The sequence below is a fragment of the Pseudovibrio denitrificans JCM 12308 genome, from assembly GCF_001310815.1.
GTDB classification, from domain to species: domain Bacteria; phylum Pseudomonadota; class Alphaproteobacteria; order Rhizobiales; family Stappiaceae; genus Pseudovibrio; species Pseudovibrio denitrificans.
Genome location: NZ_BAZK01000005.1, coordinates 60,943 through 78,917, shown reverse-complemented (window position 1 = coordinate 78,917; position 17,975 = coordinate 60,943). Strand labels below are relative to the sequence as shown.

The window sequence follows — 17,975 nt, the reverse complement described above, 5'->3', positions numbered from 1 at the left end:
GGCACCTTCAAGGCGCCTCTGGTTTTCGTTGGCTTTGGCGTGACCTAAAGAAGCTTAAAGGCCTGCGCCCCGATCAGTTTTGGAAATGCGCAGCGCAACGCGCTCATCAATCTGCACCAGATGCCCCTTGGCAATCCGCTTGCCCGCAGCACGCACATAAACAGGTGTCTCTTCATTGAGCGCAGGCACATCAATGTTCACCAACGTTCCAGCCGCCCAGCTCTCAAGCTCAGCAATGGAAATCTCACGCTCATCCACCTCAAAACGCACCGGCACACCCATCTGAGAAAGATCAATGGAACCAATCTCTTCCGCGCCTGCTTCAGCAGTTTGCTCTGCATTCACCTGTTCGGCTAACTCACTCATACCATTTACACTTTCAATTCGTTCGCAGCCCCATCCCTGCTCCACCAACACCAGGTGATGACGGCTGAGCGGCCCGTCCACAGTGATGCGTTGCCCAAGCGCGGGCGCATCCAGAACGACAAGATCTCCGCTGCGCAGATTGGCAACATCCGCACTCGGCAAAGCCGCTTCGCAAAGGGTCAGGCTGATGGAGGTGTTCAGTTGCTCACGAACAGCACGCCACGCAGGCTGAGCTGTCAGCGGCAAACCACCTAGCAGACTGGAAAGCGCATCCGGCCTCACACCAACTTTCGCCAGAACCGCAGGCCCACCAATCTCGCCATACCGAACTGAGAACCAGCTCAGCTGCTCCAGCTCACCAACGGAAAGCAGCGTAGAAACTGATTGGAACGGCAGCTCAGCCTGAACCTTGGTGAAGTCCGCTGGCAGTTCATTACGTAGGTTGACAACAATGCCCTCAATCAGTGCATCACGTAGCCCTGCATCCAGCTCCAGAACATCCGCATAAGCCAACGGCACACTCAGCTGAGCTTCAAACGGAAAATCTTCCAGCACGAGCACAGCAGTTGCGCCGGTATCCCCACGCAGCATGCAGCCTTGCGCGAAGGACGAAGGCGCATCGCACACCTGAAAGTTCAGCGTGTGCGTGCTCTCAATCGTAATGTCCTGCTCCGCATAGCTGAGCGCGGCGTTCCAATAGTCGAGCGGATCTGTTTTAGTTTGATAATTCAATGCATTCATGACGTGGTGCTGTTCCCCGCAAAGATTGAGGAAAGTCCCATCATGGAAGAAGAACCGGCATCAACGCTTTCAATCTCCTGCTGTTCCAGTCGATCAAGAATACGGATTTTCCGGTCAGGAAAACGCTGCTGCAACGTGCTCATAAGACCCTGCGCGGCCGCCTGAACCTCACCAGCAATCCGGTCACCGGTGACGCGTTCCAGCACAACGGCAAGCCCACCTTGCGTAGACATCACCTTCAACCCAGCAAGACCAAAGCGGTTGGCATCAAGAGAAAGGCTCAAAACGCGCCCATCGCTCTTATCCGCCATGGCTTCCGCCCGCATGGCCTGCTCAATCTGGTTCGCAATCGCCGTCATCGCCTTATCAACGCGCGCTTCTGTTGAGGTCTGGCGCACGGAGCTGAACAGCTCAGAAGGGTTGGAGACGGAAATTGTGCGGGCTTCAGCGGGATCAGAAGCAGCCAGCAATCGCGCATGGCTCAGGTCCAGCGGGTCAGTCTGCCCTTGCTGCGATCCTTCGCCCTCATCCTGTAAAGCATCTTTGGCGAGAACTGGAACGGATTTGCCCTCGGCAGTACGCAGCTGTTCCTGAAACAGGCTGACATCATGACGGTTAAGCCCGTCAGAGAACCTGTTACCCTGCTGCTTGCCGGACATTTTGCCGTGTTCTCGCGGCTGCTTGCCACGGATATTTTCAAGATTTTGCTGCTGCTCAAGAGGCTGCGAACCCTGAGAAACCTTCATACTTCCACTTGCCTTCGCCCGGAAAACTGCTCCTCGATCTCCTGCTCCTCCGCAGCCTCCATTAAGGCATTGGCTTCACTCCGAAGATCATCCGCAACCTTTCCATACTTATCTTTGATGCGAAGTGCTTTTTGATACTCAAGGCGGGCGGCCTCCGCATTTTTAAGTGCGCGATCATAAACATAGGCCGCGCGTTCCGCTGCGTCCTCCAGCTTTTTCACCGCGTTTTCAAGGATCTGCGCCTGCTCTTTCACTTTATCGAGATCATCGGTTGAGATGACCTTCTTGATGATTTCCTCATAAAGCGCGTCTTGCTTGGCAGGCAGAGCGGCGCGTTCGTCCGCAGCCGTCTTGCGCTTCTGTTCCAGCTGCTCCTTGGCACGCCGGACCTTTTCCAGCTCAGCATTCAGTTCACGCTGAGCCTTTTGCTCCTTAAGTGTCTTGACCAAATGTAGCTTTTTTATCTGGTTGATCACGCAACTGTGCTCTTCAGCTTGCCAAGGGCAACATCAAACCCGTCAAACTCATCCGTGCGCTGCTGCAAGAACTCCTTGATCGGTTTGTTCTTGGCAATCGCCAGATCAGCCTCTGTATCCGCGCCTTTCTGATACTCACCAATCTGCACCAGCAGCTCAACTTCCTCATACTTTGCCAGCAAGGAGTTCACTTTGCCGGACATCTCACGATGTTCAGGGGAAGTGACTGCCGTCATCACACGGCTTTTGGAGTTCAGAATATCGATGGCCGGATAATGGTTGGCTGCGGCCAGCTTGCGCGACAGCACGATATGCCCATCCAGAATGGATCGCGTTTCATCAGAAACTGGCTCATTCATATCATCGCCTTCCATGAGCACCGTATAGAACGCAGTAATTGAGCCCTTATCATTCATACCAGCCCGCTCCATCAGGCGCGGCAGCGTGGCAAACACAGAGGGCGGGAAACCGCGACGGGTTGGCGGCTCGCCAACAGCAAGACCGATCTCACGTTGAGCACGGGCAAAACGGGTCACGGAGTCCATAAGCAGCAACACACGCTTGCCCTGATCGCGGAAGTATTCTGCAATCGAAGTCGCAACAAACGCAGCTTTAGACCGCTCCAAAGAACTCTTGTCTGACGTCGCAACCACAACAACAGACTTCTTCATGCCCTCAGGTCCAAGATCATGCTCAATGAACTCGCGCACCTCACGGCCACGCTCACCAATCAACGCCAGCACGGTCACATCGACTGCTGCGCCTTTCACCAGCATCGCCATCAGCGTGGACTTACCGCCACCAGCCGACGCAAAGATGCCCATACGCTGACCTTCACCAGTGGTGAGCATACCGTCGATGGCCCGCACACCCATTGGCAAAGGTTTGTCGATGATCTGACGCTGCATAGGATCTGGCGGATCCTGATTGACCGGGTAATGGGTCTCAGGCATAAACTCCTGATCAACTCCGTCAATGAAGTTGCCCATGCCGTCCAGCACACGGCCCAGCAGCCCTTCGCCTACAGCAACGGTTTGTACGTGCCCGGTTGGACGTACCTCGGTATCAGGCCCGACACCATAAAGCTCACCAATTGGGGACAGCAGTGCTTCATCATCATGAAACCCAACCACTTCGGCCATGAGCCTGCGACCGGTTGAGCGGGTATAAAGCTCTGCAATCTCACCAATTTCCACCTTGGGCACGACCGCGTGGATGAGCGTGCCCACCACTTTGCGCACCCGGCCTGTTAGCGGATAGGGCTCCACATCAGTTGACGCTTTGACCAATGCACGACCAAGCCCCGGCAACCGGGATCCGATCTGCTTGCTGCGCTCTTCAACATGCTCAGCGGGTTCAATGATGGAGGCCATTATCCCTCCGCAAGCTTATTGGTGGACGCTTGACCAGATGATGTTCTGCGCAGGATCTCTTCAATCTCTTCCAGCCGAACCTGCAGGTTGCCATCCACACGGCCAACAGGTGCATCCAGCACGATATGCGCACCTTGCAGCTCGCCATCCTCAACGATCTCAAGAAACTCAATCTGCTTGAAACCATCGGTGATCGCGCGAGTCATCGCCGTTGCTTTGACGTACATTTCCGGTGCCACATGTAAGCGAACACGCTTTTCAGCGCGCAAGGACTTCAGCATGCTGCGCGCCATCAAGCGCACACGCTCTGCATCATCAAACTCATCCAGCAAACGGCGCAGCAGTGTAATGGTCACGGTGACAACATCATGTTCCACCTCTCGCAGGCGCGTATCCAGCAAAGCTTGCTCCGCTATAATACGCTCACACGCCTCCGACTGCGCCTTGCGAACGCCGTCTTCATATCCCTGCTTTTTCTGCTCTTCATAAACACGCGTCGCATCCTGCAGAATTTCCTCTGCCCTGCGCTGCGCTGTCGCGATGATCTGATCAGCCGTTTCAACAGAAGCAAACTCAGCTTCCTTGATGATGTGAGTGCCTGGCGTCAGCTGAGCGCCCAGCTCTTTCAGTCTATAAATGCTCGCCATTGTGGCAATCTCCGACGCAAATACTGGACAAAATGCTCTTGCTGCTCTGCTCGCATCACCTGCAAGCGAGCGCTGAGTTTCTCGTTAAGTTCATTGGAAAAACGTAGGTGCACCAACGGTTCAAGCTTCTCATCAACCGCACTTACAAAAGCCAGAATACCTTCAGCACCAATCAAAGTGAGAGCCTGCAAAGCCTCTTCATCGCTGCCGCCACATAGCTGATCAAATGCATCATCTTCTTCAGCTGAATATCCAAGAGTGCCAAAGAAAAACGCCACATCACGGATGGCGATATCAAACACATCCTCGCCGAACAGCGCTTCCATCCGTTGGCAATGGCTCTTGAGCACAAGACGCCCGATCATGTCATGAACGCGTGCAATCGCGATTATGCGCAACACACCGCCAAAATCCTCAGCACCCAGACTGCACAGCATCAACGCCAATCGCGCCTGATCAGAACCAGTAAGTTTGTCAGTTGCAGCAGCATCAACAGCAAGGCCATTGAGCCCAAGCAAACGCGATACATGGGTGTTTAAGGGACGGCGGAAATCATCATGCCCGGAAAGACCGCGCAACACGCCAAGCTCCAATCCGGCTGCAGCCAGATGGTCATCATGCGCAAAGGCAAGAGGGTTCAGCAAAGATGCAGCAAGTCTGGCCTGCAAAGGCCAGACTGCAGAGTGATGTGGAGTGCCCGTCATCATGCCCTATCCTGCACTAAGCAAGTTCTTCAGGCAGAAGCTCGTCGTCTTCTCCACCCTTGCTTTTTTAGTGCCAGAGCTGAACTGCTTGAACAGCAGGAAGCCAACGCCAGCAATCAGCAGCAGCAGCACAACACCAACGCCGCCAAGGATCTGCCAGAAGACACCGGCATCATCACGGGCGATACGCAGTCCAGGAAGCACAGCTTCATACTCCTGTGCAGTACGCTGAGAAACAGGCTTCAACTCACGAGCTGGCACAAGCGCAACCGAGACATTGGCGTATTCAACGCCCTCAATCGCATTGCTGACCAGTCGCTTGATCTGCGGGATCAGAAACTCGATATCAAACTCAGGACGATGCTTGATGAAGATCGCAGCAGAAGACGGCTTCACTTCTTCACCCAGATCTGCTTTTTCCGGCAAAACGATGTGAACGCGTGCAGAAACGATACCGTCAATCTCGGTGATGGTCTCAGAAACTTCCTCGCTCAACGCATAAATAAAGCGAATGCGCTCCTCAAATGGGGAGGAAATAATGCCAGACTTCTGGAAGACCTGACCCAGCGTATCACGCGCACGCTTCGGCAGCCCGTTTGCATTCAGGATTGTGACCGCACGCTGAATATCGTCGTCATCCACCTGCAGGGTCACGAGCCCGTCACCCAGACCAACTTTCTGAGCAGACACACCATTTTCCAAAAGCAGGCTCAGCATGGTGTTTGCTTCCTGTTCGGACAGGTTGGTGTACAGATCCGTGTTGCAGGCGGCCAAACCAATCACCATGCCTACAATTGTAATAAAACGCCGAATATTCATTTAGACTTTCACTATACCTATTGAATGCGCAGTCTTAATCAACGCATCAAAGCGTCCATACCTTGCGTGGTTTTGCCCGCAATTTTCGAGCTCACATCAACCAGCAAAGAATAGTTCGCCACTTCAATCTGCATGTTGATCAGCTTATCGAACTGGCTGAGCTGCCCACCTTCAGAAATCGCATTGATGCTGTCACTGGTCTCAGCAAAAACACCCCTCACCTTGGCAAGGCCGTCAATGAGGAAGTTGCTGTCTGTTGGATTGACGGAAGCAACCTGAGTAGGCGCTTGAACCGCAGCCACATTTTGCGCGGCGTTCACCTGATCCACACCACCAATCACCACGTTGCCATTGACGATCTGGCCGGAAACTGGCGCTTGCACACCACCAGCAGCACTCAGCGCTGTCTGAAACTGATCTTCAAGACCCGTCACGTCGCCCGCTGCTGCAGCGCCAGTCGATCCTGCTCCACCCTGCAGCGCCTGCTGCAGCTGAGAGGTGAGTGAACTGTCCAAAAATGTTGTCATGAATGCTCCTCACTATTTGCTGAAACTCGTTTCGCCTGAGGTCAACGCCTATTAGCGGACCATCATCGCACTGACAGGATTGGCAAGCTCATCCCTGGAGGAAAGCGCCTGAGCCGCGATCTCCGCACACGGCGTGCCCGCAGCCATCTCGCAAACTTCACTCAGGATCTCACAGGCCGTATCAATCTCGCCCTTCCGCAACAGCGCAAGACCGCGATAGGTCTGGATCGTGTCAGTTGGCGGCGCATTTTCAAGGCAAGCAAGCGCCTCATCAACATTGCCACGCGTCATCGCAGCAAGACTACGCCCCAAGGGACCAGCCTCCTGATCAGGGCGCATCACCTGAAACGCCTTGAAGATGGAGTCAGCATGCTCGGCAAGACCATAGGAGACAGCGATAAAGCCCAGCTCTGCAAGCATCTTGACGGTTTCACTATCAAAATCTTCTACGTTCATTCCACCCTCATTCCAAAGCCTGCATGCGACTTGCTCCAATCATTAAGCAAGCCGCATACGAATTCTTGTTCTCAGTCGATCAAGCAGGTCTCCCCACTCGAACCTAACGATTTTCCCAACGCGCGCCCTTGTGAGCCGGCACTGGCGGAGGAGTTTCCCCTAAAGGTGTTCCATCCCTCGAGATGTTCCCATAAATCGGCTGATCATCACCAAGAAGCACATCAGGATAATCGCCGCTGTTCTCTACAGCACTCTCTGTCTCTGAATTTGCGTAGAGAGGTTCATTGTTCACAGTGCCACCGGTCTCCAACCTCGCGTAGGTTGGATCAAGCAGGAAGCTCCCCGGCTCAGACAACTGCCCATTGTTATGGTCCAATCTGCTGTAAGGGTTCTCATTCTCAATGACCTGGCGATCAATATCAGCCAGCACCCGCGCAGCTTCCTTACGCTCATTTGCTTCTGCAGCACGTTGCTGATTTGGCGTGTAATGCCGAAGGATCGGAGCACCTTCTGTATCGCCGCCGCGCTTGTTAACTTCTGCGTACAGTTGCTCACCAAGTTCTGGCGTACTCTGCCCACCTTCAGAACGAACAGGCGCCCCCTCTTTGCCGCCCGGCAGCTCTGAATATGCCAAGCCGTAAATAGAGTTCGGCAGAACCACTGCACCGTCCCTATCAATGAAGCGGCCACCTGTTGGGTTGATAGACACCTCTTCGTAGGCAGCGTCAGACAAAGCTTCATTCACCAGCTCATTGATTGTGGTGCCAAGCTCCTTCAGCGCACCAAAACGCACGTCATTGTCATGAAATGTCGGATTTTTCTGAATACGCTCAAACGCAGCACTAAGAACCTCATCAGTCTTTGCCTGATGGTTTTGAACGCCACCCTGTTGTAAGCCCGCCGAAATTTCATTCTTCGCCAGCTGGGTAAACACAGGCCAGTTGTTCAGCTTCTTATCGTGAGTTTGCAACGCATTGCCAAACAGCTTACCGCCTGTCAGTTTCGCGACAGATGCTTTGGAAACCTTACTGTTTCCATCCTTTGTATCTGCCTGATAAATCGTTTCGCCGCCTTCGGTCCTTTGACCTCCAATACGAACCTGCGCATTATCTTTAACAAAATCTTTGTTGGCTTGATGATCGATACGATCCAAAACAGCTGACAAGTGATCTGTGCTGGAAAAGCTAACTCCGGTCATGATTGCCTCGCATTCCTTTAGCCTCAAACGGCTAGTGATTTGATATCTCTTGAGTTTAGAATGCACGCTTAAGGCGATGAGGTGAGTGCCGTTGGTTACAGGCAGAGGAAATTCTTTCAAAAAAAGCGGCAAAACACGAATTGGTTATTCTTCGTGATCTCAATGACTTAAGGTCAGGTATCAAACAGCACAAAGGCCGGTCCGTTCAGAACCGGCCTTGCTGACACAGCATGATTTCCGCTCAAGATCTAAGCAACCGCCATCTGACGAGCAATCGCCCGCATCTCCAACTCATCCCAGGCTTTCATTTGCTCTTTGAAGCTTCGCATCTGATCATTGGAAGCCGAGATACTCGCTCGATCTGCCGACCCGAACGCTTTGAGCATGATCTCTGCCAGAACCTCTTCCGCAGTCTCGTCTTGAACACAGCCACTGGTCCGGGCCAGATAAATGAGCCCTAACTCGATCGTCTCTTCCGCAACATCAAACATCTTCGTGGCAATGGAAAAGACCGGCGCAGGAGGCAGCACATCTTTGACAATGTCATTGATGCGCGTCAGTTCACCAAAACTCAAAGGCACATCTGATGGATCTCCTTCACCAAACAGCTCTTTGAGGATCAGCTCCCTGTACTCCACAACGTCACAGTCATGCGCTTTGATCTGGTTTTCAATCAAAACCACAAAATCGAACCAGCTACCAGCATCTTCCAGATCAAGCTTTTGCTGCTCAAGCGCTTCAATTTTGCGGGTCACGAATGCGCCTTTAAGCCCAAGCTTCCAAAGCGGAGTAAACCAGCTGAAAGCACGTGGCTTCACCAGCTTGGTTTGAAAGACAAGCTCATCCTCACTGCGGGCACGTGCCTTCTTCAGCGGTGGGATAAGCAGATCGGACTTCTTGATTTTCAGATTCAACTCACTGCTGAGAAGTCCACTTAGCAGGTCGTCCAGTGTTGGCCTTGATGGAAGAACAAGGTCAATCATAAAGCATCATTCCAGTTGTTTTTTATTATTGAGTAGGTGCGGTTTGTGAGCTGCTCACAGTGCGAACCGCATGCGCATTTTTGCTTTGATATGCCCGGTCAAAAGCGTGCACTTTTACCCGGCGCTCAGCACGTTTTTCTTCCTCGCTCTGACGCTCCAGAGCATCCTCTTCAGCACCAGCAAACGGATCCTCAACCTGCACTTCCATCCCACCTTCGCTTGCAGGATCACTCTCCTCTCCAAGTGGAGTGATCTTGGCAGCTTTGGTTTTCAGCTTATCGCGGCTATAGGCTTTATCCCGCACAGCCTCATCCTCATCAGGACCACCCGTCTCGACCTCGCCTTTCTCATCAAGAAGGTCACGGGATTGCTGAAGGGAGAGTTCAGATGCAGCAGCTTCATTCATGCTGTTAAAGACAGCCTCATAAGTCGGCTGCTCTTCATGCGGTATTTCAGGTTGAGTTCCATCCATCGGATGAACCTCTTCACCATGGCCCTGATCGCCAGTTGGTTGCACAGTGTCGTCCAGCGAAGGACGTGTATCCAGATAATCATCCAGATCCCGCTTACCCACGCCGGCATACGCAAAGCGGAAATTGTCATCGCTGACATACCGCATCTGGTCCCCGGCGAGCTGAAAACCCAGAGATGACATCAACAACGCACTGGAAACACCAACGGTTGCCTTCGGCTCCTCTTTGATTGAAGGCGGCAAGGACACAACAGAGCTCTGGCCTTTGAGGTAAGAACTCAGGTTCCTCAAAGAAGAAAACTTCAGACCTCTTGGATCGCTCTTTTCTTCCTCATAGACAAACTGAGAAATATAACTGATAGCCTCCTCAAATCGATCCTGCCGCTGCTCGCGTGCATGCTCATAAAGCTCTGCGCCGCTTCATTCCGGAGCAACTGATAGAACACATTCCAGTTGGAGACCTTCTGCTCAGGCCTTTCTGCCTTGTTCTGCAAAAAGCGAGTGTGCCGCGTCACCGCACGACAAAGGCCAAGCACCTTTTCACTCAAGCCATCTTTATTGTCCTGAGACACAGTCGCCTTGTAGAGCACCTCACCATTTTTGCTGGCGCTCTTGGTCAGGCTCACCCGCGCATCCTGAACCGATTTGCCGGAAATCGCAGCTTCAAGACGCGCAATAACGTTGGTGTAACGATCATTTTGAGAAAAGAGAATTTCTGTCATGGTGGCCCGCCCGGTACAGGCAATCGCCTCTGACCCTCCTCGGCATCAGATGAATGGCGTTGCCTTATGTTTTAAAAAGGAAATTGCGGCCCGATGGGGATGGGCCGACACGCTTAAAGGCTGATCAGTGTGGCAGGTTCAAATGTATCCTGCGTCAGGTCATCAGATGAGGCTTCAGCCTGAGCACCCATCTCACGCACGATCTTCAGCCAACCGGCGGAGACATCAGCAAACGCCAGCACAAACTTGGCCAGCTTTTCAGCATCCCAGGCTACAGCACGCAGATCGTTGTGCATCACAAGAGCATCATTTTCGATGAGAACCAGACGCATCCCGCCGGACTGAAAGCTTTGAGTGTTATAGACGAGAACAAGCTCAAGAATACGGTCTCGTTGAACCGGCGTCAGCTCACACAGACAGGCAGAAACGCAGATGCGATCACTGTCCGGTACGAGTTTGAATTTCAGAGAAAAAGCATCCAGATCAACAATACGAATAGATTGATCCTGTTCATCTTCTTTTGGCTCAACACCTAATATCTGACATGCATCACTGAGCAATTTCTCGAGCATGATGGGACTCCGCTTCCTTACTTTCTTAGCCATGACATTGCCAGAAAGCGGAGCAACCTAAAGTGTCAAACGATACAGTTTGAATAAGATACAATCGCAATTAGCATTTATTTTTCCGCCGGTTATGGAAGCACTTACAAGCGCCGGAAAATGAATTTCCCTCACCTGTCTGCAACTTAAAAAAGAAATCCCCCAGAACGCAGAAGCACTCCGGGGGATAGGTGTTGCAGCTGTTGCTAACCTTAGAAAGCTGAAAGCTCGCGGCGCAGTTTCTGCGTAATGTTCTGCAGCTCAGACTGCTTGCGAACAACACGCGGTGTGATCATCACCAGCAGTTCCGTCCGCCGTGTGTCGTTTGTGGTGTTCTCTTTGAACAACTCACCAAACACAGGGATCTTGCGCAGGATCGGCACACCAGACTCACCATTCTCTTTACGCTCCTGAATGAGGCCACCCAGCAAAATGGTACGGCCAGATTCAACAACGATATCCGAGTTGATGGTACGCGTCGCAATCGTTGGTGTCAGAGACCCTTCTTCGGTCTTGTTCTGCACTACGTTACTCACCTCCTGCTGGATCTGTAGCAGAACGGAGTTGTTGGAACGAATGTTCGGCTCAACCTGCAAAACAATACCAGTGTCTTTCACGTCCACTTCGTTGGTCACAGTCACATTGCCATCATTGCTGGAAGACTGACTGCGGGACGCAAACGGTACCTGATCACCAATCACAAGACGCGCCTTACGACCATCCAGAACGGTCAGGTAAGGAGAAGAAATCACCTTAACCTTCGTAATGTTCTGCAGAGCCTTCAACACCACATCAACACCAACAGTGTTCAGAGAAAGTGCGCCACCAGCCGCCTTTGTCGGACGAGACGCACCATCGGCCACAGCACCAATGCCACCTGCAAAGTTGCCTTTGGCCAGATACCACTGCACACCGTAGGACAGGTTATCGTTGATGTTCACTTCCGCAATAGTCGCTTCAATCACCACCTGAGACAGCGGCAGATCAAGCGCCTGCACCACATCCCGGATATGCTTGAACTCTTTATAGGTTGAATTCACCAGCAATGCATTGTTACGGCTGTCGGCCACGATGCCAACTTTACTGCCTACTGCAACACGGGAGCTCGGAGCATCAGTCAGACCATCAAACAGCTTGTTTGCATTGCTGAAACGGTTGCTGATGGAATCCTCTGCTGGCCCGACAAACTCGCCATTTGCAGAAACCGGGAACTTGCGTGCAGAAGAACCATTCCCACGAGAAGCCTGCTGACGCTGCTCAACTGGTGGCGCTGCAACACCACTACCGCCCTCACCTTCAAGGATCTGCGTCAGCTGTGTCGCAATCTCATTTGCAGGCAGGTACTTCAGAGTGATGATACGAACCTTCGGAGTATCCAGCAGGTTGTAGTCGACCTCTTTCGTAATCCGTCGCACGCGCTGCAACATCTCACGGCTCTGCACCGCGACGAGCAATGACTGCTGCGTTTCCAGCGGAATGATCGTCAGCGGTGAGTTCAGCTGATTAGGATAAAGCTGCTGGAACAGAGTGGTAATCTGCTTCGCCACCTGGCTCGCAGAGCTCTGCTGCAGACGCAATACGGAAACGATCGTCTTGTCATTGTCGCGATTGTAAAGGCTGTTCACCAGCTCCTCAGCCGCTCCGATATCTTCCGGACGAGCGCGAATAGCGATCTTGTTGGACCCTTCCACAGCAACAGCAGAGGCACCAGCTGGCAGAATAGCCTGCAAAACCTTCGCCGCATCATCAGAGGATGCAGAACGGACAGGCAAAATGCGCAGCTTCAGATCACCAGCAGAACCAACACCGGAAAACTGCTCAATCGCCTGAATGGTCTCAGGACGACCAATATGGAAGATCTGGTCGATCAACTTCAGGATGTAACCATTACGCCCAAGCAGAACGCGGACCAAAGACAACATCTGGTCTTTGGCGATAGGATTTTCTGTCTGGAAAGTAACAGTGCCTTCCAGAGGCTCATCTATCACGTAGTTGACCTGAAGAATGCCACCCAGCGTCTGCTGAATGAAATACTCCAGCGATTCACCACGGAAGTTCAGGCGCACCACATCAGAGGTTGCCTTGGCATCACTGGCCTGAGCAACTCGGATTTCCTGGCGGTTGGCACTGTTAAGACGAGCATCAGCCAGCAGAACCTTGGCTTCTTCATCGTTAAAGAAGAACGCCGTGCCCGGTCTGCCCTGCGCCGCATTTTCACTGTTCACCCAACGGGTGTTGATCGAACGACCCAGAGTGCCGCGTGAGTGAGATGCCAGTCGCGGTTGGCCTGAAAGGGCAAGATGAACATCACGCTGGTTATCTTCTGAGAAGAAATATTGCAGCTGTTCTGTAAGCCCCGCTGGCGGAGCTGTGTCTTCCCATTCCTGATCAGCTGGCTGGGTCGTTGTACAGCCCAGCAGGATCACGGAAATTGAAAATACGCCTGCTGTCTTGCGCAGCATTGAACTTAGTTTAGCACCAATCATTTCAAACCTATGCGTTCAGCACAAGCGCCCAACACGAACCCCGGGGCTAAACGAACCCGGGGCAATCGCACATGTGCTGCCCGAACTTTTTTCGATTAAGTTAGACGCGGCCGTTATCCAACAGCAGCTGAACCCTTCCGGTGGTATCTGTTGTGTCCTGCCCACCTACCGACTGCTCTGCCACAGAAAGTGACTTGGAGATGGAGTTGGATACAAAGCCGACCAGACGCAGCGCATATTCCGCTTCAAGAAGCGTCATGAGTGCCTTCTCGTCTTTCACGCGCTCATCAGCCAGCTCACGCACTTCTTTGCGCAGCTCTTCAATGATGGTGTGGCGCTGATCAAACTCAGGCTTGGCTGCATTGAGCTTGGTCGCTGCATCCGTCAAAACGCCTTCCAGAGTAGATTGACCACTCTCATCCATCTCGCCAGTCTTTGGTGCACCAGCCATCTCCTCAAGCGCAGTGCGCAGCAAGGACTGCACAGCATCACTCTCGCTGAGATCTTCCAGCTTCACGTCAAGCTGCGCAACGGTGTCAGCAATCGCTGTTTCCACTTCACCGATGGATGTGTTGATCTGCGCAATCTCACCATTCAGACGCGCAACCTCTTTCGGATCCTTAATAAGCTCGCTGTCTGGATCATCAGGATCACTCGGCACAGTCGCTGGCAGGTTCGCCAACTCATCCTGTTTGGAGGCAAGGCTGGTTTGCAGATCAGACAACTGGCCTTCCTGTTCCTGCTGCTGCAGGTCCAGCGCCTCGATATCAGCAGCAATGTCTTCCTGCAGCGCCAGTGATTGCAGCAGTTCAGTACGCGCAGAGCGAACCTTTTCAGATTGCCCAATCAGGTTTTGCTCTTTCAACGAAGTCTGAATTTCTTCAAAGCGTGCAACAACCTGACCAACAAGCACCTCAAGGTTTGCTGTGTCTGGCGGTGGCTGCAAACCAAACGCTGCTGAAACGCCAACTGAAAGGAGCTGACTGGCAGACGGAATAGCTTCAACACTCTTGGCCGCCGCCGGACGATCAAGCTGGATATTGCCATCTAATGCGTTGGATACAGGTGTAGAACCAATCGACGATACTGCAGTCATGTCAGACTCCTTGAATTATCTCCACCTATATGTCGCAGATAACCCAGCGGTCATGTTGTGCCTTAAAACACAGAGCCTGCCCTCTAATGGACATTATTGGGGTAATTACGGAGTGAAATAATCGTTACTGTCATGTGTGTGCTGAACGTACAACACCTACAGCATCCAACTGATGCAAAACAAAGAATAAGATCGACAACAGATCAAAGGAACAACTTCCCCTTAGATGATCAGGTCAAACCGGTCCATCATCTCCAGTGGTCGCATCCTGCTTCGCAAGCGCCGCTCTCAGAGCTGACAAAACACCATCCGTGAGCAACATGAAAGCATAGGCATAACCAGGTCGCCGCTTGTGCTCACTCAGCCTTGGCAATTGCGTGTATAGACGTTGCAACAGGTGATACCTGTTCTCAATCTTGGCAATCAGTTCATGAAGGTCAGTCGGAGAGGAAGACCCAACCGAAAACGCCTCCAAGCCAACCCGCGTCTCATCCGAAAATGTCAGGCTCGGTTTTTCGTAGGCAAACCAACGGGATAAATCAAACTGCGCGCTGTATTTCAGATAAAGGTGTTCAGCATCCCGCAATCGATTGACCGTCTGGACGGCCCGCTGTGAATACTCAAAACTATGATCTTTAGGCAGCACTCTGGTGCGCGCCAGCTCAGTGCCATATTGCAGCGCCAACTGCCGCTCAACCGACATACTGCCCGAACCGCGCGGCTTCACAGCCTCAATCCTGCGCGCAGATTTCAGCAAGCCCGCAGTAAATGACAGATCCCGATACAGGATCCCGATATCGCCAGAAATCTTGGAGTACTTCTCTGCCTGCGCAGGAGCCGTCAGTTCAACAATCCCGTTCTCATCCTCACCCAGCTCATAGGGCAGATGTAGATATCCGGAGGTTGCGATCATGACGCATCGCTGTCGCGCACCGCAGCTTTCTTTTGCGCCTCCAGCGCGTAGGCAAGGCGCTTGGAATAGTCGATCAGGCTAGGCAGTGGCCGCGTCTTCATCAGCTTATAGAAGCGCACCAACTCGGAGGTCGCCTCATCTAGCTTGCGGGACCACAACCAATGCTCGGCCAACCGAAGCGCAACAGCGGGGTTGGCCTCATCAACCTGCTTTGCCTGACGAAGCGAGGTCTCAACCTCATCACCACCCAGTGGCCAACTCGCATGGCTTAAAGCCAGTCCCAGCCAGTACTCAGCATTCTTAGGGTTGAGCAAGCAAAGCACTTTGAACTGCTCTTCAGCAGAAGCCTTCTGCTGCAAATGCAAGGCTTGATACGCAAACTGGTAAAGCACCTTCTCCAGTTTACCGTCCGCATTGAGAACGGCCGAAAGCCCCTGCCCTGAACGTAGCGCATCGAGCACCGCACGTGCACTCACATCGCCGCCGCCAAGCCCCTGAAAGACAGCATCAAGATCAATCTCAACATCGGATGGCAGCTCGTCAGAAGCCGGAGCATTTTGTGTAGCAGGTGCTTGTGACATCGTTTGTCCCCGGCCTCAGGTTTTTATGAAAGTATCAGCGCAAAAACGCTAGGCGTTGTTCAAACCAGACAGCAGCTTTTGAGCCGCCTGATGGATCTCAGCATCCTTACGTTCCAAAGCGTACTTCAGCGTATCTTCCAGATCTTCTTTCGCCTCGGTGATATGGCCGAGAGCAAGACAGGCAACACCGGAGAAGTAGTATGGACGCGGATTGGTCGGATCGAGCACCATAGCAGCAGAGGCTGCCTGAACTGCCAGCGTGTACTGCTGCAGCTGCACCGCGCAGTTTGCCAGACCAAGCTGAACATCAACGTTGATCGGCTCAAGCAACACCAGTCCGGTATAGATCTCAAGAGCCTTCTCTGTCCGGCCTGTATCCATCAATCCCTTGGCCATCACCAGCCCCGGATTGATATCGTCTTTTGTCAGCCCCAAACTCCGACCAATCGCGCCCTTTGCAATTGCCTTAATGTCTTCTTCTGGAGATTTGCCCAGTTCTGGAACAAGCTCAGTCATAACGTGCCTCTTTGCGGCTCTAAAATTAGTTTGTTTTGAAGGATATCGGCGAGCTTAAAGGTGAAACACCATAGCGCCATCCAGCTCATCAGAGAGCGTCGTCTGCCCCGCGCCCAACAATGGATTGCTGGCATACCCATCTGCATCTGCTGAAACCAGCGGCTGATAAAGACTCACAACCGACAACAACTCTTCCACCAGCGCTGTCAGCTTGTCCAAATCCGTGTAACCACGACAGCTCACAGAAAGCACCAGTTCCTCTGCGCCTTCGCTCGTCTTACGAAGGTTTGCCAGACACCGGAATTGAGAGAGACAAGCCAGATTAAGATGCAGGATCTCTTCGATCTGCCTGTTTCGCGTTCCAACCGTTTCACTCAGCACACCAATCACAGTGGTGACATCTATACCCCCACCATCAAGCGCGTCTGAAAACACAAGTTGAACCCCGTCAACATTCATTGAAGCGGTGTTCTGCTCGGAGAATATTGGAGCTCCCAACCCCAGCTTTCGCCAGAGCTTTTCCAAGCACCCTGAGTAGTTTATGGCGAACACGAGAAATCCTCTCTGAGATGCGCAAGATCAGCAGCCAATCAGCAAACGCAGAAAAACAGGTGTGCGTTGAGGGTAATAAACGCACACCTGCTTTTTCGGCTTAACCGCGAGTAATCGCAGCCGCCCGTTCGTTTTCGATTTCCCGGGATTCTTTCAGGAACTGAATGATCGCGCGGATGATATCGTCCAGAGCTTTCTGGATGGATTCAGCCTGATCATTCTCCTTACGAACCTCTTCTGCCGCAGCAGCCAGTTCTTGAGAAATCGCTTCATCTTCTTTTGCATTCGCCTGAGTAAACGCACTCGCAGCCTGCGAAGTCGTGTTACCCAGAGTGTTCGCTACGCCACCAATTGTGGCGATGGACTGAGCACGGGAACCAGATGCACTTGCAACAGCATCAAAGCCTTTTGCCTGAGAGCGGAAGTCACCTGCACGCTGAGAGTAGAAGTCACCCAGCTTGCCGCCTTTACCTGGCGCAACATCTGCAGCTTTGGCATCCATCTTCGCTGCCTGCGAGTTCGCATTAGCTGAGTTCTTTGCAGCACCCAGACCTTTAGCAGCACTACCAATCGCAACAGCAGACATCACGATGGAAACAGCGGAAGAAACAACAGTCACAACAAGACTGATGATCGCACCCGTGCGGGTCTCTTCAGCTGCATCACGGCTTTTGCCAGCCTGTGCGTGCATCTGCGTCTTCACGGTTTCACGCGCAATCAGGCGAGATTCCAGCTCATTGTTGCGCTGGTTGATGGCTGACTTGAACAGCGCCTGCGCAATCAGGCGGGACAGGTTACCAGTGCTGTCGATCTTATCCAGAGAGCCGATCGCAACAGTTGCAGCTTCCAGGCGTCCCAGAACTTCATCAGTGGTCGCCTGATCAAAATCTGCACTTGCTGCAAACTGCGGCAAGGAGACGAGAGACAGGAAAGTACCATGATGCTCTGGTGGCAAAGTTGCCAGACGGGCTTCTACGCTCTGCTGGAACTTAGTTGCAC

The 17,975-nt window shown here is 52.7% G+C and carries 21 protein-coding genes; all 21 read right to left on the bottom strand.

Going from position 1 to position 17,975, the window contains the following annotated elements; translation table 11 throughout:
• Positions 1 to 54 precede the first annotated feature (54 nt).
• Positions 55 to 1,107, bottom strand: a complete 1,053-nt coding sequence (locus JCM12308_RS07485) for a FliM/FliN family flagellar motor switch protein (protein WP_054783337.1) — start codon at positions 1,105 to 1,107, stop codon at positions 55 to 57.
• The gene (locus tag JCM12308_RS07480) at positions 1,104 to 1,853 is read right to left on the bottom strand and encodes a hypothetical protein (protein ID WP_054783336.1); all 750 of its coding nucleotides are present in this window, start codon (positions 1,851 to 1,853) and stop codon (positions 1,104 to 1,106) included. Before JCM12308_RS07480 ends, JCM12308_RS07485 begins: the two co-directional genes overlap by 4 nt.
• Positions 1,850 to 2,329, bottom strand: a complete 480-nt coding sequence (sctO, locus tag JCM12308_RS07475) for a type III secretion system stalk subunit SctO (RefSeq protein WP_054783335.1) — start codon at positions 2,327 to 2,329, stop codon at positions 1,850 to 1,852. The genes JCM12308_RS07480 and sctO overlap by 4 nt, the downstream gene beginning before the upstream one ends.
• Entirely contained in the window at positions 2,326 to 3,702 is a 1,377-nt protein-coding gene (sctN, locus tag JCM12308_RS07470) for a type III secretion system ATPase SctN (protein WP_054783334.1), read from the bottom strand. Before sctN ends, sctO begins: the two co-directional genes overlap by 4 nt.
• Positions 3,702 to 4,349 carry a type III secretion system stator protein SctL gene (sctL, locus tag JCM12308_RS07465; protein ID WP_054783333.1) on the bottom strand — a complete coding sequence of 216 codons (648 nt, stop codon included), beginning with the start codon at positions 4,347 to 4,349 and terminating at the stop codon, positions 3,702 to 3,704. Before sctL ends, sctN begins: the two co-directional genes overlap by 1 nt.
• On the bottom strand, positions 4,328 to 5,053 hold the full coding sequence (locus JCM12308_RS07460; protein WP_208978355.1) for a hypothetical protein: 726 nt from the start codon (positions 5,051 to 5,053) through the stop codon (positions 4,328 to 4,330). Before JCM12308_RS07460 ends, sctL begins: the two co-directional genes overlap by 22 nt.
• A 6-nt stretch (positions 5,054 to 5,059) precedes the next feature.
• Positions 5,060 to 5,872: a type III secretion system inner membrane ring lipoprotein SctJ gene (gene sctJ, locus JCM12308_RS07455; protein ID WP_164845279.1), complete on the bottom strand. Its 813-nt coding sequence runs from the start codon at positions 5,870 to 5,872 to the stop codon at positions 5,060 to 5,062.
• A 38-nt stretch (positions 5,873 to 5,910) separates the two neighbouring features.
• Entirely contained in the window at positions 5,911 to 6,399 is a 489-nt protein-coding gene (locus tag JCM12308_RS07450; protein ID WP_054783331.1) for an EscF/YscF/HrpA family type III secretion system needle major subunit, read from the bottom strand.
• Between the two features lie 51 nt (positions 6,400 to 6,450).
• Complete coding sequence (locus JCM12308_RS07445; protein WP_054783330.1) at positions 6,451 to 6,855, bottom strand: hypothetical protein; 405 nt, start codon at positions 6,853 to 6,855, stop codon at positions 6,451 to 6,453.
• A 103-nt stretch (positions 6,856 to 6,958) separates the two neighbouring features.
• Positions 6,959 to 8,053 (bottom strand): hypothetical protein, encoded by a 1,095-nt coding sequence (locus tag JCM12308_RS07440; RefSeq protein WP_054783329.1) that lies wholly within the window; start codon positions 8,051 to 8,053, stop codon positions 6,959 to 6,961.
• Between the two features lie 248 nt (positions 8,054 to 8,301).
• Positions 8,302 to 9,036 (bottom strand): hypothetical protein, encoded by a 735-nt coding sequence (locus JCM12308_RS07435; protein WP_054783328.1) that lies wholly within the window; start codon positions 9,034 to 9,036, stop codon positions 8,302 to 8,304.
• Positions 9,037 to 9,061: 25 nt separating this feature from the next.
• On the bottom strand, positions 9,062 to 9,799 hold the full coding sequence (locus JCM12308_RS29310) for a hypothetical protein (protein ID WP_208978354.1): 738 nt from the start codon (positions 9,797 to 9,799) through the stop codon (positions 9,062 to 9,064).
• Positions 9,800 to 9,810: 11 nt separating this feature from the next.
• Complete coding sequence (locus tag JCM12308_RS29305) at positions 9,811 to 10,230, bottom strand: hypothetical protein (protein WP_208978353.1); 420 nt, start codon at positions 10,228 to 10,230, stop codon at positions 9,811 to 9,813.
• Positions 10,231 to 10,343: 113 nt separating this feature from the next.
• Complete coding sequence (locus JCM12308_RS07425) at positions 10,344 to 10,802, bottom strand: type III secretion system chaperone (protein ID WP_054783327.1); 459 nt, start codon at positions 10,800 to 10,802, stop codon at positions 10,344 to 10,346.
• Positions 10,803 to 11,044: 242 nt separating this feature from the next.
• Positions 11,045 to 13,294 carry a type II secretion system secretin GspD gene (gene gspD / locus JCM12308_RS07420; protein WP_054783326.1) on the bottom strand — a complete coding sequence of 750 codons (2,250 nt, stop codon included), beginning with the start codon at positions 13,292 to 13,294 and terminating at the stop codon, positions 11,045 to 11,047.
• A 124-nt stretch (positions 13,295 to 13,418) separates the two neighbouring features.
• Positions 13,419 to 14,414 (bottom strand): hypothetical protein, encoded by a 996-nt coding sequence (locus tag JCM12308_RS07415; protein WP_054783325.1) that lies wholly within the window; start codon positions 14,412 to 14,414, stop codon positions 13,419 to 13,421.
• A 235-nt stretch (positions 14,415 to 14,649) separates the two neighbouring features.
• Positions 14,650 to 15,327 (bottom strand): hypothetical protein, encoded by a 678-nt coding sequence (locus JCM12308_RS07410; RefSeq protein WP_054783324.1) that lies wholly within the window; start codon positions 15,325 to 15,327, stop codon positions 14,650 to 14,652.
• Complete coding sequence (locus JCM12308_RS07405) at positions 15,324 to 15,908, bottom strand: hypothetical protein (RefSeq protein ID WP_054783323.1); 585 nt, start codon at positions 15,906 to 15,908, stop codon at positions 15,324 to 15,326. The genes JCM12308_RS07410 and JCM12308_RS07405 overlap by 4 nt, the downstream gene beginning before the upstream one ends.
• A gap of 48 nt (positions 15,909 to 15,956) precedes the next feature.
• A complete protein-coding gene (locus tag JCM12308_RS07400) occupies positions 15,957 to 16,424 on the bottom strand; it encodes a tetratricopeptide repeat protein (protein ID WP_014286165.1) in 468 nt (155 codons plus the stop codon).
• Between the two features lie 54 nt (positions 16,425 to 16,478).
• Positions 16,479 to 16,883: a hypothetical protein gene (locus JCM12308_RS07395; protein ID WP_208978352.1), complete on the bottom strand. Its 405-nt coding sequence runs from the start codon at positions 16,881 to 16,883 to the stop codon at positions 16,479 to 16,481.
• Positions 16,884 to 17,076: 193 nt separating this feature from the next.
• Positions 17,077 to 17,931, bottom strand: coding sequence for a hypothetical protein (locus JCM12308_RS07390; RefSeq protein ID WP_208978351.1), 855 nt, complete (start codon positions 17,929 to 17,931; stop codon positions 17,077 to 17,079).
• Positions 17,932 to 17,975: the final 44 nt, after the last annotated feature.